13 protein-coding genes are annotated in these 16,437 nt (G+C 40.4%); all 13 read left to right on the top strand.

The annotated features are described in order from the left end of the window. The first annotated feature begins 244 nt into the window (after positions 1-244). The 13 genes from K6I41_RS09155 to mgrA all read left to right on the top strand — a co-directional run bounded on the left by K6I41_RS09155 (position 245) and on the right by mgrA (position 16,420). Positions 245-2,575, top strand: coding sequence for a TonB-dependent receptor (locus tag K6I41_RS09155; protein WP_350028599.1), 2,331 nt, complete (start codon positions 245-247; stop codon positions 2,573-2,575). Between the two features lie 22 nt (positions 2,576-2,597). Next, complete coding sequence (locus tag K6I41_RS09150; RefSeq protein WP_013197887.1) at positions 2,598-3,794, top strand: LLM class flavin-dependent oxidoreductase; 1,197 nt, start codon at positions 2,598-2,600, stop codon at positions 3,792-3,794. Positions 3,795-4,112: 318 nt separating this feature from the next. After that, positions 4,113-5,738, top strand: coding sequence for an ABC transporter permease (locus tag K6I41_RS09145; protein WP_023274236.1), 1,626 nt, complete (start codon positions 4,113-4,115; stop codon positions 5,736-5,738). 9 nt (positions 5,739-5,747) lie between these two features. Then, positions 5,748-6,563, top strand: a complete 816-nt coding sequence (locus K6I41_RS09140) for an ABC transporter ATP-binding protein (protein WP_022574518.1) — start codon at positions 5,748-5,750, stop codon at positions 6,561-6,563. A gap of 12 nt (positions 6,564-6,575) precedes the next feature. Continuing rightward, positions 6,576-7,418 (top strand): energy transducer TonB, encoded by an 843-nt coding sequence (locus K6I41_RS09135; protein ID WP_250375711.1) that lies wholly within the window; start codon positions 6,576-6,578, stop codon positions 7,416-7,418. Positions 7,419-7,454: 36 nt separating this feature from the next. Next, a complete protein-coding gene (locus K6I41_RS09130) occupies positions 7,455-8,189 on the top strand; it encodes a MotA/TolQ/ExbB proton channel family protein (protein ID WP_250375710.1) in 735 nt (244 codons plus the stop codon). Beyond that, positions 8,189-8,596: an ExbD/TolR family protein gene (locus tag K6I41_RS09125; protein ID WP_086223723.1), complete on the top strand. Its 408-nt coding sequence runs from the start codon at positions 8,189-8,191 to the stop codon at positions 8,594-8,596. Before K6I41_RS09130 ends, K6I41_RS09125 begins: the two co-directional genes overlap by 1 nt. Before the next feature lie 156 nt (positions 8,597-8,752). Beyond that, entirely contained in the window at positions 8,753-9,550 is a 798-nt protein-coding gene (locus tag K6I41_RS09120) for a Crp/Fnr family transcriptional regulator (protein WP_250375709.1), read from the top strand. A 119-nt stretch (positions 9,551-9,669) separates the two neighbouring features. Next, positions 9,670-10,578: a TauD/TfdA dioxygenase family protein gene (locus K6I41_RS09115; RefSeq protein WP_022574514.1), complete on the top strand. Its 909-nt coding sequence runs from the start codon at positions 9,670-9,672 to the stop codon at positions 10,576-10,578. Positions 10,579-10,626: 48 nt separating this feature from the next. After that, positions 10,627-11,694: an ABC transporter substrate-binding protein gene (locus tag K6I41_RS09110; RefSeq protein ID WP_250375708.1), complete on the top strand. Its 1,068-nt coding sequence runs from the start codon at positions 10,627-10,629 to the stop codon at positions 11,692-11,694. 128 nt (positions 11,695-11,822) lie between these two features. Then, on the top strand, positions 11,823-14,018 hold the full coding sequence (locus K6I41_RS09105) for a TonB-dependent receptor (protein ID WP_250375770.1): 2,196 nt from the start codon (positions 11,823-11,825) through the stop codon (positions 14,016-14,018). A gap of 63 nt (positions 14,019-14,081) precedes the next feature. Continuing rightward, on the top strand, positions 14,082-15,410 hold the full coding sequence (locus tag K6I41_RS09100; RefSeq protein ID WP_250375707.1) for an LLM class flavin-dependent oxidoreductase: 1,329 nt from the start codon (positions 14,082-14,084) through the stop codon (positions 15,408-15,410). Positions 15,411-15,421: 11 nt separating this feature from the next. Next, on the top strand, positions 15,422-16,420 hold the full coding sequence (gene mgrA / locus K6I41_RS09095; protein ID WP_130172629.1) for an L-glyceraldehyde 3-phosphate reductase: 999 nt from the start codon (positions 15,422-15,424) through the stop codon (positions 16,418-16,420). Positions 16,421-16,437 lie beyond the last annotated feature (17 nt).

Raw genomic sequence — 16,437 nt, 5'->3', positions numbered from 1 at the left:
AACCATTTCCAAGAATCTCAAAAAGCCATACGTCTGTATGGCTTTATTATTAATACGGGATATAAAACACGTTAAATCGTGAATGTTGAAATAACAACAATAATACCTTTCAGACTGTCTATCTATCAGCAGCATTGAATCATTTTTATTTTTAAATTTTTATTAAGTATTTGAAATTTTTAAAATAAATTAAATGGCATAGAAGTTGCCAATATAAGAATAGATTTATTTAAATGGAGTCACCATGTTTAAGGTTACAAAAATTAGGCAGAGTATTTTAACTGCTATGTGGGGAGTAACGGCGAGTGTTTCGACATTAGCTTTAGCGAACGATGATGCTGATGCAATTCCTGCTGAGCAACAAGCTCAAGTGGTAAATGCTAAAGATGTAAAAAAATTAGGCGATGTCATCGTTACTGCACAATATCGTGCACAAAACATTCAAAAAGTTCCGACTGCAATTACAGCGGTTTCAGGCAAAGATTTGGCCGCGAAAGGCTCAACATTTATTGGCGATGTTTTAACTTATACACCCAATGCAGCAGCTGAAAACCCAGATGGCGATAGCCGTCCACGTTGGTATATTCGTGGTTTAGGAACTGGCGATGTTGCAGCCTCTACAGTTTTTCCAGTCGGTATTTATGCAGATGGGGTTTATTTAAATGCGCCTGTTGCTGGTGCTGGAGATTTATTCGATTTAGAACGTATTGAGGTTCTACGTGGTCCACAAGGCACGCTTTATGGTAAAAACACCACGGCTGGTGCGGTAAATTACATTTCACGAAAACCTGTTTTTACAGATAAACCGACCGGTTATGGAACAATAGGAATAGGTGACCATAATCTTCGTACTTTTGAAGGCGCCGTGAATGGGGCTATATCAGATAACGTTGCCGTACGAGGAGCATTCTATTCAGAAGACCGCGATGGCTATGCAAAAAATTTAGCCAATGGTGAGAACTACGGAGATGTAGATAAAAAATCATTCCGCTTCCAGATATTAGGAAAAATTAATGATGATTGGAATGCTTTAGTCAATCTACATAGCCAAACTTATAATGGTCTTGGTAATAATGGCTCTTTAAGTATTGGAAAATACTGGGGTGTTTATGAAAGACCACAAGGCCGAGATACAAATTTAGATTTGCCTGAAAGTAATAAAATTCAACATGATGGCGCTTCACTCACCTTAACAGGAGATTTAGGCGGCGGTCATACTTTTACATCCATTACCGCATTTGATAAAACCACTCAAAAATCTATTTCTGATGGTGACTATACGCCTTACGATGTAGCAAGAAGCTATAGCGATAATGAATGGCGCCAATATAGCCAAGAGTTTCGTGTTTCTTCTGATGCTGAAAAAAGACTCAGTTGGATCGCAGGTTTTCACTTCTTTAATGAAGATTTAGACTCAACAGGCGTAAGCGCGCGAGTAAATAAAACATTACCGAATGGCGCTCCAGCTCAAACGGCAGGAACACCAGCTTTTAGGGACATTACCTATAACCAGACCACACAAAGTTTTGCCTTGTTTGGTAACAGCACCTATAAATTTACCGATAAATTTAAAGTAACAGGTGGTTTACGTTGGACAAGTGAAGAAAAAGACATTGATCTAGATCTCGTTCAAATTACCTCAGGCGATTACATCAAAGGTAGTTGGTGGCAAAAGGATGGGTATAGCAATGCGGTTTATAACCCAGCGCCGAATGCAAATGGTTCAACAAGTCGTAAAAAGAGATGGAATGAGCTGACTTACGATATTACGCCAGAATATGAAATCACTCCTGATATCAACACATACTTCCGTTTTGCTCGAGGTTTCCGTTCAGGCGGTTTTAACACCGGACTTTCAAGTAGCCTGACGCAACTTGCAGATGTTAACCCTGAATATTTAAACAGCTATGAGCTAGGTTTGAAGTCTAGCTTGTTACAAGGCAATTTAACCGCCAATGCCAATATTTTCTATTACGACTACAAAGATATTCAAACAAATTTATTGGTTGCGACAGAAGGACAAGGTGGGGGGGTAACCTCAGTTCTAGCAAATGGACCTAAGGCAGAAGTAAAAGGTGCCGAATTAGAATTAGATTATTTAGCTACCGATAACTTACGCCTACGTTTTGCAGGTGCTTATTTAGACAGTGAATACACCGACTTTGTTGATAAAAACCCAGTAACCAATGTCGTAAATGCTGACAATACAGGTAACAGCTTGGTTCGTTCTCCAAAGTACACCATCGGTTTAGGGGGTGAATATACCTTTAATCTTGATAGTGGAGCACGAGTCATCGTGGGCACAGATGCAAAATATCGTGACCGTGAATTTTTCTTAGTCAATCGCCAAGATTATTCTGTTGACCCAATCTTGAGTCAAAAAGGGTACACCTTATGGAACGCAAACGTTGGGTATATCAGCGCAAATAATAAATACCAAGTTAATACTTACGTTAAAAACTTGCTAGACGAAGAATATCAAGTTCATGGGCGACCAAATGGTCCTGCTGGACAATATGTCTTAACCTATGGAAACCCACGTCAAGTTGGTGTTTCTCTCACTGCAAAATTCTAAGCTTTGCTTTACGGAGAAAATAATGGGAATTGAATTTTTTACACGTTTACCACTTCATGGCGAAACAGAATTTTTACCTGGTGATCCACGTAATCGCGGTGATTGGGCCAATATTGAAAATGTTGAAAATACCGGAGCTGTTTCGAACTATGAAGTAGGTGATGACTTTACCTATATTGATTACTTAAGTCAGGTAGCACGGGCAGCAGAAATTAATGGTTTTGCTGGTGCACTCATGGTGAACGCACCAACGGGTGAAGAGCCTTGGACAGTATGTTCATTGCTTGCAAGAGAAACCAAAAAACTTAACTTTGTGACTGCATTTCAGGCCTATCATTTTAGTCCATATAATGCTGTACAAACTGCGGCAACTTATCAGCGTGCAACGGGCAATCGACTGGTTTGGAATATTATTAATGGCGGCTCGGAAGTCATCCAACGTCAGGTCGGCGATGACTTACCTCACGATGAGCGTTATGCACGTGCTACAGAGTTTCTAGATGTTGTAAAAGGATATTGGAATAATCCTTCATTTCACTATAAAGGAAAGTACTATTCGGCAGAAGGCGGTGGTCTAAAATATCCACTGAATAAAGCAAGCCTTCCAATTATTTGCACGGCTGGTTCTTCTGAAGCTGCTCGCGAGTTTGGAGCAAAACATGCCGACTATTATTTAATGCGAGCTGAAAAACCAGAAGAAATTGCCGCATTGATTGCAGACGTACGTGCTCGTGCAAAAAAGTATGGTCGTGAAAATATAAAATTTGGTCTATCGATCGATACCATTGCTCGCCGTACTGAACAAGAAGCATTGGCAGAAGCACAGCGCTTTCTCGATGAAGCTGCTGAAAAGCAACGTTTACATGCAGCAGCAGCCCATGCGGGTTTACGCTCAGCGCGGGTATTAAGCTTCGAAAAAGAGTACGCCGAAAAAGATGGCAGTAAAAATGTTAGCGACTTTTTTATCCATCCAAATGTTTGGTCTGGATTTGGATATATTGGTGTGCCACCCGGTGTTGCTTTGGTAGGGAGCTACCAGCAGATTATTGAGCGTATTGAAGAGTACAATAGCATAGGCATAGAGTTATTCTTTCTTGCAGGCTATCCACATCTTGAAGAGTCCTACCGTCTTGGTGAACATGTTCTTCCGCACTTTAAAAAGCAACGTGCTCGATTACAGCCTACGGTAGCTAGCCCAGAGTTTGATATTGCGCTTTAAAGTTTAAATGTTCTTTAAATAAGCCTGATTAGTAAGCTAGTTGGGCTTTTTTAATTTTTGTTCCTTTTACGCGTTTGATCTTTTATGAAAGTTCTATACAAGAATTCTTATCTTTATCTCTTATTTATAAATATAAATATTTTCTGATCTTTGTACCTGTGTAGACAGTTAAACAAAACATCTCTATTTACACTCATCCAGAGCATAACACCAAAGATGATCACAACACGTCTCATATTAGATCTGCATGACACGGATAAATGATCATCAGGTATACGTTTAGTTAAACATTCTGAGAAATCTATAAAAGCAGAATGTATGGATATATATCGAGATATGAAAGAAATAATTTCGCAAAAAAATTCATCCGGCATTGTCTGGAAAAGTACCAAGAAACCATGGTTCATTTCTGTTGGGTATTTTAACTCGCTTGCGATCTATTGGATTGTACCTCTTTGTTTATTCCTACTATGGTGGGTAGCGTCAAACGAGCAATGGATGCCTGCCCAAATTTTACCTACCCCAAAAGACACTTGGCATTCTTTCGTTGAAATTGCATCTCAAGATCTATGGTCACAGCTTGCGATCAGTCTTGAACGCTTTGGTCTTGGCTTATTGTCAGGTGTGTTAGGTGGCGTATTTCTAGGTATTTTATTGGGTTATAGCCGCATTGCTGAGCAATACCTATCTGCAACGTTTTATGCGTTGGTCATTATCCCAACACTGGCTTGGTTGCCTTTGCTCATGATCTGGCTCGGCATCGAAAATAGTTTAAAAATTTTCATAATTTTTAAGGCCACAATGGTGCCGATTGCTTTACACACTCAGGCAGGGGTACGTGACATTCAACCCAAACTCAAAGAAATGGCAGCAATTTTACAGTTCAATCGTCTAACCTTACTCACAAAACTTGTACTGCCAGCCACACTTCCATATTTCTTTACGGGTTTAAGACTAGCTGTTGCAGCAGGCTGGACGAGCTTAATTGCTGTTGAATTGTTGGCTTCATCGGAAGGCATTGGATATTTGATGGTGACAGGTCGTCAGCTATTTCAGCTTGATATTGTTTTTGTCACGATTTTTGTGATCGCATCTGTCGGAATTATTTTCGATTTTATCCTACATCGAATTGAACGAAAGTTTGTGTTTTGGCCACATGCTGCTTTGAGTGCGCATACTTTTCACAAAAAAAACAGATCCGATGTTTTCAAGTCATGGGTTTTACCCTTGAGTTTAGTCGTGCTTTGGGCAGTGAGCAGTTGGTTTAACTTGATTTCGAGTCAAATTTTGCCCGCGCCGTGGAAAGTATTAGAAGCGCTATGGTCAGGCATTCAAGATTTCTCACTCACTACCGCCATGTATTACAGCCTTTATCGTGCAATTTTGGGTTTGATTATCGGCGGGTTAATTGGGGCATCAGTAGGAATTGTGGTAGGGCTATTTAAACCTATTGAAAATCTGTTGGCACCTACACTCAACACATTACGTCTCATTGCCATTTTTGCTTGGATTCCGCTACTGACAGCTTGGTTTGGACTCGAAGATTTATCAAAAATTGTTTTCATTTCAATAGCGACATTTTTTCCGATGTTTATTGCGACATGGAAAGGCATGTCGAGCATTCCCATGCAGCTTGTTGAAGTCTCGAGCACTTTAAGAATGACATTGCTTCAACGCTTAACGCTTTTGATTTTACCGAGTATAGCACCATCAATGTTTGCTGGGTTTCGATTGGCATTGCTCTATTCGTGGATGGCATCTTTTGGAGCTGAATACTTGATGGGCTCTGGAATTGGTATAGGTAGCTACATGATGGCAGCACAGCAAAACTTTGAAATGGAGCGTGTGATAGCAGCAACCGTTTTGGTCGCTGGTTTAGGGGCGATTCTGGCATGGCTGGGCAAAATAACTGAAAACTACGCAACATCTTGGCGAAAAAATTGAGGTCCGATCATGACAATTACCCTTAATACAAATACTGAAAAACATCACCAATCTTTTCAAGCTAATGCTCAAACACGTGTGGCATTTCACCATGTTCATAAGTCTTTTGTCGTCAATCAACAACCTGTCAAAGTCATTCACGACTTTAATCTAGAAATTAAAGAAGGCGAGTTTATTGCGATTGTAGGTAGCAGTGGCTGCGGTAAATCTACGCTCTTACGTCTTTTGGCAGGACTAGATCAAGATTTTGATGGTCGGATTTTAATTGATGGTGCCGATGTAAGCGGGATTGGTGGTGATCGAGCAGTAGTTTTTCAAGAACATCGCTTATTTCCTTGGCTTACCGTTGAGCAAAACATTGAGCTGGGTTTATTAAATGAGGCGTTAACTTCACGTGATAAGGATATTCTGGTCCAGAAAGCAATTGAGTTAATTGGCTTAAATGGCTTTGAAAAGGCGTACCCACACCAACTATCTGGTGGGATGTCTCAACGTGTAGCCATTGCACGTAGTCTTGTTGTGCAACCACGCATTTTCCTGTTAGACGAACCGTTTGGTGCTTTGGATGCATTAACACGGCATCAAATGCAAAATGAATTGCTACGCATTCAATCTCAACAAAAAATGACCACTGTTTTTATTACGCATGATGTGGAAGAAGCCGTAACTCTGGCAGATCGTGTGGTGATTTTAAAACCCAAACCTGGTCGTGTTGAACAGATTATTCCTGTCAATTTGCCACGTCCTCGAAATCGTTCAAGCTTTGAATTGCATCAATTAAAAGAACAGATTTTTCGGATTTTGACCGAAGACAAAATTGGTTAATAGGAGTTATTGATGAGTGAATTTAGTCAAGGCTCGATTAGAAAAGCATTTTTATTTGAGCAACTATCCAATCAGGTCACCCATACAACGACGGTTAATGATCCTTTTAGCCATAACGTAGATGTTGGAATTAATCCTGCTGGGCCAAAAAAGAATGCTTTGGCAATTGCGATTGTCGCCGTTGCTGCGGCACATTTGGGAATCTGGTATATCGCCAAACAACTTCCTACACCTCAGCTTGATGTCAAAACATCTGATCCTGTGGTGATAGAGATTGTCAAACCGCCTGAACCACCTAAGGTGATTGAACCTAAAATCCCTCCAGTGGTACAAAAGCCAAAGATACCGCCTGTTAGCCCAAAGCCTGAGCCTGTACAAAAGCAAATAGAGACACCAAAACCAGTACAGAAACACATTGAGCAGCCTAAACCTGTTGAACAGCATAAGGCACTAGAGCAACCACGACCTGTAGCGGAACCCTTAAGTAAAAACGTAGTGGCGGCTCCTGTTCAGCAACCCGTTTCAAAACCCGCTGAAGCACCTGCGAAAGCTGCTGATGACAACTTGCCAGTTACAGAAGCAAAAGGCTATGCGGGTTATTTAAGTAATCCAGCGCCTGAATATCCTGAACAGGCTCTCGATCGAGGTTGGGAAGGTTCAGTCATCTTGAGGGTAAAAGTCTTGCCAAATGGCAGTCCTGATAGCGTGACAGTCAAACAGAGCAGTGGCAAAAAAATACTCGATAGTGCAGCGGTGAGAACCGTAAAACAATGGAAATTCTCACCCGCTTTAAAAGGGAAGACACCAGTCGAAGGTTGGGTCGATGTTCCTATTCACTATCAGCTCCCAAAATAATTTTTAACTTAATATTGATTTATAAGGAATTTTAACATGAGTGATATAAACTCCCTGATCCACGATGGGACTATCTGGTTATTGGTTGCTTTTTCAGTTGTGACGTGGGGTTTGATTGTCATTAAACTGGTTCAAACCCAAAAAGCCAACCGCCAAAGTAAAGCCTTTGCAGAAGAATTCTGGAGTGCCAAAAATCTGCAAGATGCGATTCAAAAATCGGAAGTAGGGCAAGGACCAGTGGCACGCATTGCAAATACTGGTTTTAAAACACTTGCCGATGCAGATGACGATACTCATCAAGATTTACAACATAGCTGGAGTCGTCAAGATTTACTCGAGCGTCATTTACGCAAACAAATTTTGTCAGAACGTCGCCAGCTAGAAAAAGGCTCTGCCTTGCTCGCATCAATTGGTAATAATGCACCTTTCATTGGCCTATTTGGTACAGTCTTTGGGATTATCCATGCTTTACAGGCCATTGCACATTCGGGTAATGCCAGTATGGATGTCGTTGCAGGGCCGATTGGTGAAGCGCTAGTCGCAACAGGCATCGGGATTGCAGTGGCTGTTCCATCGGTACTGGCATATAACTATTTCGTGCGTAAAGTAAAAACTATTGGTGCAGAACTAGATGACTTTGCGACTGATTTTGTCAGCCTAAACCAAAAATCAGGTTTCCAGCTTAAGACAGTCAAGGCAAAAACAACAAATACGAGCATTCCAGCCAGCGAGTTAAGCCATAACCACAATAAAGAAAAGGTATATGCATAATGGCAATTTCAACATCAGAACAAGATGATGTCGTCAGCGAGATAAACATTACACCTTTAGTAGACGTAATGTTAGTTCTGTTGATTGTATTTATCGTCACGGCGCCCTTACTGACCAATACTGTTAAGGTAAACTTACCCAAGGCTGCACCAACGCAGGTGACAGATCAAACCAAGGCTGTAGTCATTAGTGTTAATCCAAAAGGGGAAATTTATCTGGATAAAGATAAAGTCACTCTTGAACACTTCGAACAGGCCATTCAAACGCGTAAGACGGCCAATCCTAAACTGGCTCTGAACCTGAATGCAGATGAGACGGTTCCTTATGGTACGGTTGCAAAGTTACTGGCCAGCATAGAACGGGTAGGCGTTGATAAACTATCAGTCATTACATCGCCTAAGTCTTAAGTTCTATCAAAATAAACAAGACGAAAGAAAATCAAGATCCAAATTTGAGATCTTGATTTTTATATAATTGTTTAATCTAAATTTATATTAAACTTGAATTTCACGATTAAGTTGTATGGTCTATTTTAGAGCTTCAATTTGATGGTGAGATGGCGAATGACAACACTTGTTTATAACGATAAAAGAAGAAATAACTATGATCATTTTTTAGATTTATTAGATCAAACTCATATCAATCGTTATCAAGATTTCAACATTACCTTTGAATATAAAAAACTGGCTGAACAAATGCTGTCAGAATGTGAATTCATGGACGCATGTTCGCTTGAAGAAAAGCAGAAATTATTTAATGAAATTAAGATAAAGCATCTTTATCAAGGGCAAGTGCTATATTCGAGAAATCAAGTCTGTCGTGAACTGATCATTGTTTTAAGTGGTGTACTCAAATTAGGTTGGAATTCATACGATGGGAAATATCTTATTCATCGTTTTATTCCTACAGGCGCACTATTAAATATTGTCTATCTTATTTCTGAATCTTCCTTAGAGCATGAATATGTTGCACATGAAGCAACTGTTATAGCAACCATTCCAGAGCATATCTTTAAGCACACCATACAGCACAATTCACGCATGCTATATCAGGTTTTAAAATTGGTATGCCAAAGAACACGGCTTTTAGACAATGATATCTATCACACTTCTACGCAGCCTTTAAAGGTACAAATTGCACGACAGCTCATCTATTTAATCGAATTTTTTTCGACTCAAACTCAAAAAGGCATTGAGGTTTTGTTAAAACTCTCACAAGAAAATTTAGCTGAACTTTTAAAAATATCGAGACAAAGTATCAGAAAGGAAATTCAGTGGTTTGTTGAAGAAGGCATTATAGAAACAAAATACAATCATATCTCTGTAAAAGACATCGACAAATTAAAAGCCTTACTGCACTAAAGAGATTATGACGAATTATGAATAATTTTTCATAAATGCAGAAATGCTATGTAATTTTTGTTGCAGAATTTAAAGGGGGTAATTTCTAAACTCATATCATCAATGATGAGAAAGATGATATGGCAGATTTATTAATAAGAAAACCAGTGAGTGAGTTAATCGATGTAATTCCTTTAGCAGGTCGTATCGGTGCGCAAATTAATGGTGTTGAATTATCTTCAAACCTTAACCCTGAGGTCTTGAATCAAATTAGGCAATCATTGCTTGAACATAAAGTTATTTTTTTCCGTAATCAGGAACATTTAACCGATCAAGAACAGGAAAAATTTGCCGAATTGCTTGGGCAACCTATTTCACATCCTACTGTTCCCGTGGCAGAGGGTTCGACTTATATATTTGAACTAGATTCCCGTCATGACGGTCGTGCAGACGTTTGGCATACCGATGTCACCTTTGTATCAAATTATCCAAAAATCAGCATTCTAAGAGCGGTAACTACTCCCAATCGAGGGGGCGATACCACATGGGCAAATACAGAAGCAGCCTATGATGAATTGCCTGAGCCGCTAAAGCTCCTTGCCAATCAGCTCCGTGCGATTCACACCAATGATTTTGATTATGGTGGTTTTCGCCCTTCTGCAAGTGATGAAGTCGTAAAACGCCATCAAAAAATCTTTGCTTCAACAGTCTATGAGGCGGAACACCCATTGGTCAGAGTACACCCAGAAACAGGTAAGCGAACCTTAATTTTAGGCCAATTTTTTAAACGATTTGTAGGTTTGACTGCTAAAGAGTCCAACAAGCTGTTTGAAATTTTTCAAGATCGTATTACCAAGCCTGAAAATACGATTCGTTGGACGTGGAAGGACGGTGATGTCGCTATTTGGGACAACCGTGCCACTCAGCATTTAGCCGTCAATGATTATGGTAATGCTTTACGTATCATGCGACGCGTTACTTTGGCAGGCGATGTTCCTGTTGATATCGATGGCAAAGCGAGTAAGCAAATTAAGCCATCTACTTCATAAGCATCTAAAAAATAAGACACTGATTTATCAAAAAATATGGAAGATATAATGAAACCATCAATTTTTAAAAAATTGATCTTGCTGAGCTTATTGGCTTTTGGACATGCCAGTTACGCTGAAAGCCTTAAAACAATCCGAATTGGTTCTCCCGATTTGACTGCTGGTCAAAAACACGCAGGTGGTGGAGTTGTTGATGTGCTTTACAACAAAAAATGGCTTGAGCAAGAACTTGCAAAAAACAATGTCAAAGTGGAATGGCATTTCTTTAAAGGTGCTGGGCCAGCCATTAATGAAGCTTTGGCCAACAATCAACTGGATTTCGCCTTTTTAGGGGATTTACCTCCAATCATTGGTAAAGCCAATGGATTAGATACCCAATTACTTGTTCCAACAGCGCGCGGCATTACCAATTATCTAGCGGTAAGATCTGATCTTCCGATCAAAAATTTTGCTGAATTAAAAGGAAAACGCGTTGGTTTGTTAAGAGGAACAGCAGATGAATTGTCATTTGTGAGTGCATTGAACAGCCAAGATTTAAAGCTCAGCGATGTGCGAGTGGTCAATTTAGATTTTAACGCCGTCAACGCTGCTTTGGCCGCAAAAAAAATTGATGCGTCATGGGGACCTTCTCGATTTTTTGCGTTACGTGACAAACACATCGTTAACTTGCCTATAAGTAGTCGTCAGTTAAATGGTGCAGGATCTACTCAAGGTGTGTTTTTAGGTCGTCAATCGTTTATTCGACAACATCCAAATGAAACACAACAGGTGGTGACACAGGTTGTAAAAGGACTGAATTGGCTCTCAAATGAGCAAAATCGAGTACCACAAGTCGCACTCTTTTTTACCCAATCGGGTTATCCGGCATCTATCTATGCTCAGGAACTCAATGGTGTAAATCTGAAGTTTTTATATTCACCGCTATTTGATGGCTATTACACCCAACAATTGCAGCAAAAAAATACTTTGGCTACGCAACAAGGGTTGATACGCAAAAATATTGACGTCAAAAGCTGGATTAATCCGTCATTTGTAAATCAAGCACTTGAACAATCAAATTTAAAAACCTACTGGAAACCCACTCAGCAGTACGAATATTTGAAATCAGTGAAATAAGCAACGTCTTTTAAAACTTAATTATGGGGTAAATAATGTCGATACATTCGAAAAATGTAGCGCGTGATCCGTTCACGTCAGTAACTAAACAAAAAATTTTAAATCTAAGTCTGCTTTCGCTGAGTATCTTGTCAGTTTGGGGACAAGCTCATGCAGAAACAGTCTCAAGCACCGTACTTTCTTCAGAGGATGTAGCTCAGTTAGAGACCGTTGTAGTAACAGCAACACGCCGTGAAGAATCACTCCAAAAAGTACCTGTTGCCGTTTCAGTCATTAGTGGAAAGGAACTCGATAAGCAACAGCGAAACTCACTTGAAACATTGGTAACTCAAATACCGAGTGTTAACTTTCGGGCTGGAGCTTCCAATAAGGATACTTCTTTATTTGTTCGCGGTATTGGAACTGTTACCACTTCACCGGGTGTTGAACCTTCTGTCTCAACAGTGATAGATGGCGTTGTTTACAGCCGACCGGGGCAAGCAACACTTGATTTGTTAGATGTGGATCGTATTGAAGTTCTTCGTGGTCCGCAAGGGACACTTTTTGGTAAAAATGCATCGGCAGGTGTAGTCAATATTGTGACCAAAAATCCAACCAGTGAAACCTCTGGTTATATCGATGCCTATGCCACTAACGATGGTGAGCAACGAATTAAACTAGGAGCATCTGGTACTTTAATTCCTGAAAAATTAACTGCCAATGTCTCGGCGCTATTAGGTAATTTTGATGGCAATGTAGACAACCTTACAACCAATCAAGATGTTAATGGCTATAAAAATTATGGGTTTAGAACCAAATTTGAATATACGCCTACCGATAGTTTAGTTTTAGGCTTTACTGCTGATTATCTGCATAAAAAAGGGAGTGCCCCAACAGGCATTGTGGTTAAAAATACCGATGCCAACTATGCAGCAGCATTATCGCCTGTTGTTGCATCTCCAACCAATCGAAGTACAGTTGAAAATACTCAAGCGTCGACTGATGATACCAATCAGGGCGTAGCACTTACCGCAGACTGGACATTAACCAATCATCAATTGTCATCCATTACAGCCTTTCGCCAATGGAAAAACACACAGATTGGTGACAGCGATCAGCTTGCTGCTCCGACACCAAATTTTGCCGGAATTGCCGATTTAGGTCATGTTAACAGTAAGCAATTTTCTCAAGAAATTAGAATTAAGCCGCTCGATCATGGCTTCTTTGATTATGTCGCGGGTCTATATTTTTCAAAGAACAAAAACGATGAGACTTATCAACGCGAGTCAACTTGGTACAACAATGCCTCTAATGCTTATGTCGTAGATTTTGGTAAGGCAATCTATAACACAGACAGCACCAACTATGCTGCATTTGGTGAAGGTACCTTTCATTTCACAAATCGGTTGAGATGGATTGCTGGTTTACGTGTTACTCGAGATGAGTTGTCTTATGATCACAGCCGAGTTTCAACTGTTCCAAGCAGTGTAGGTGTCCGAAATGCTATTCGTTCTTCATTTAGCAGTGATGGATCAACCAGTGAAACTGGAGTTTCAGGCCGCATTGGACCTCAATATGACTTTACACCGAACATATTGGGCTATTTTACCTATTCAAGAGGTTATAAAGGTCCTGCATATAACGTTTATTTTAATATGCAGCAAAATGATACGCCTGTCATTGACCCTGAAACGGCTAACTCTTACGAACTTGGTCTCAAATCTCAATGGCTGAATAATCGTCTGCGCGTCAATGTGGCTTTATTTAACACGGATTATGATAACTATCAGGCAAATTTTAGAACTCTCGACCCAAATGGTTTCCCGATAACCCGCTTGGTTAATGCAGGAAGTGTCTCTACCTATGGGGCTGAAATTGATTCGGTATATAAGATTAATCCAAATTGGGCATTAAACTTTTCAGGTGCCTATACACATGCGCGAATTGATGACTTCAAATGTCCAGCTGCCGATACTTCGTGCCCAAATGTAAATGGTAAGCCGCTGCCATTTTCTCCGGATTGGAAATTTAATACCCAGCTTGATCGCTATTTTACTCTGGCAAATAACAAGCAAATTGAACTTTCAACCCAATATGCATGGCAGAGCAAAGTACAGTTCAGTCTCGACCAAAACCAAAACACCATTCAGGGTGCATATGGACTTTTGAATGCGAGTATTGCTTTAGCTGATACTGCTTCTGACTGGCGATTGGCATTGAATGTACGAAATATAACGGATAAATCATATGCGACCTTACTGAGCACAAATGGTAGCCGTATTACTCGTCAAGTCCCTAGAGATGATGAACGCTATTTTGGTATTTCATTCCGTAAAAATTTCTAAAAAATATGTCTAGTACACCTCGTTTTTTTTCTAGGTGTACGCCCATCCATTGGACTGATTAAAATGAGTAATCCTTCGTCTACAAGAAAGCTTCACCTTAATTTATTTTTAGACGGTTATGGCCATCATTTGGCCAGTTGGAGACATCCAGCGAGCCAATTAAACTTGAGTCCCTATGAGCGCTACCTAAGTGCAGCAAAAATAGCTGAAGAGGGGAAATTTGATGCCATTTTTTTTGCCGATAGTTTGGCTGTAGATCCAGCAACTGCAACATCAGGCAAAATTCGGGGTAATGAGATTGAACCTCTCACATTACTTTCGGCAATTGCGACTCAAACCCGTCATATTGGACTCATTGGAACAGCCACAACAACCTACAATGAGCCATATCATCTCGCAAGAAAGTTTGCCTCTTTAGATCAGATCTCTGCTGGACGTGCAGGATGGAACCTCGTCACCACTGATTTTGCACTTGAAGCGAAAAATTTCAGTACAAAGGAACATGTCAAACATCAAGACCGCTATGCACGTGCTGAAGAATTTCACGATGTCGTAAAAGGACTTTGGAATAGTTGGGATGAAGATGCAGCTATTCATGATAAAGCCACAGGGATTTTCTTTAATCCAGATAAGATACACACGCTCAATCATTGCGGTGATATTTTTCAGGTAAAAGGTCCACTCAATATTAGCCCAAGCCCACAGTCTCACCCTGTGGTGGTTCAGGCAGGCAGTTCAGAACGAGGTAAAAATCTGGCAGCTCGTACGGCAGATGTCATTTTTACTGCGCAATCTAACTTAGCCGCTGCACAGCAATTTTATAGCGATGTAAAGCAACGTCTTGAAGACTTTGATCGCCAAGAACATGAGTTAGTGGTCATGCCTGGCGTATATGTGCTTGTTGCTCATACACATGAAGAGGCTGAGAAACAGCAACAGCTTTTAGATGAACTCGTTGATGATGACATTGGCCTAGGGCTTTTAGGAAGAATGCTGGGCAATTTTGACTTAAGCGGTGTTGATGTGAATGAGCCTTTAGCTTCCTTAGATTTATCTGAAACCCAAACAGGGCAGCAAAGTCGCCAGCAATTAATTCAGGCACTCGGGCAAGAGCAGGGTCTAACCATTAAACAGCTCTATCAACGTATTGCATCGGGACGGGGGCATTTTTGTTTGGTTGGAACGCCAGAATATATTGCCGATCAGCTTGAAGAGTGGTTCGTTAGTGGTGCAGCAGATGGATTTAACATTATGCCAGCCGTCATATCAAACGGAATTAGAGACTTTGTCGATCTGGTTATTCCCATCCTTCAACAGCGCAATTTATTCCGCAAAGAATACGAAGGTCAAACATTAAGACAAAACCTTGGCCTTTGGGCTGCTGCCGAATAAAAGGATAAAATATGTATTTCGCAAATTCAGAACGATATCAATCATTCCAATACCGAAAAATTAAAAATAGCGGTTTGGTATTACCACCATTGTCACTTGGTTGCTGGCATAACTTTGGAGATGACACTCCAATTCAGCAACAAAAATCAGTACTTTACACGGCGTTTGATCATGGAATTAATCATTTTGATCTGGCCAATAATTATGGAACACCCTTTGGAAGTGCAGAGAAAAATATTGGGCACTTTTTAAAAACTGACTTCAAGCCATATCGAGACGAACTCATTATTTCGACAAAGGCAGGCTGGGACATGTGGCCTGGACCTTATGGACAAGGTGGTAGCAGCCGAAAATACCTAATGGCTAGTCTTGATCAAAGCTTACAGCGACTGGGGCTTGATTATGTCGATATTTTTTATTCACATCGCTATGACTCAGAAACACCGCTTGAAGAAACAGCCAAGACACTTGCTGATATTGTGCAACAAGGTAAAGCTCTCTATGTGGGGATTTCTTCTGGATATACACCAGAGTTAACTTTACAGTTGATAGAATTGCTTCAGGCTTATAACGTTCCACTTACTTTGCATCAACCGATTTACAATTTTTTTGAACGTCAGATTGAGCAGGGTTTAACAGAGACCGCTAAACAAGAGGGGTTTGGTGTAATTACGTTCTCACCACTGGCTCAAGGGCTATTGGCTGGACGATATCTGAATGGTGTACCTGAAGACTCACGTATTGGGCGTGGTAGTCGTTATTTACAGTCAGAGCATCTCGTTGCATTGAAGCTACAGCAAATACAGCAGTTAAATGAAATAGCAAAGCGTCGAGACCAAACACTGGCTCAATTGTCATTATCATGGGTTTTACGTGATGAACGGATTACATCGACAATCATTGGTGCTAGCCGACCAGAGCAGATCATCGAAAACTTAAAAGCATTGCAAAATACGACGTTTAGTGCAGATGAGTTGACTCAGATTGACGCTATTCTAAATACGCCATAAAACTCTATACAAAATTT

The sequence above is a fragment of the Acinetobacter sp. AS23 genome (assembly GCF_023612055.1).
Taxonomy (GTDB): domain Bacteria; phylum Pseudomonadota; class Gammaproteobacteria; order Pseudomonadales; family Moraxellaceae; genus Acinetobacter; species Acinetobacter oleivorans.
Note: the sequence above shows the minus strand (reverse complement) of the source record. Positions and strands in the feature narration are given on the sequence as shown.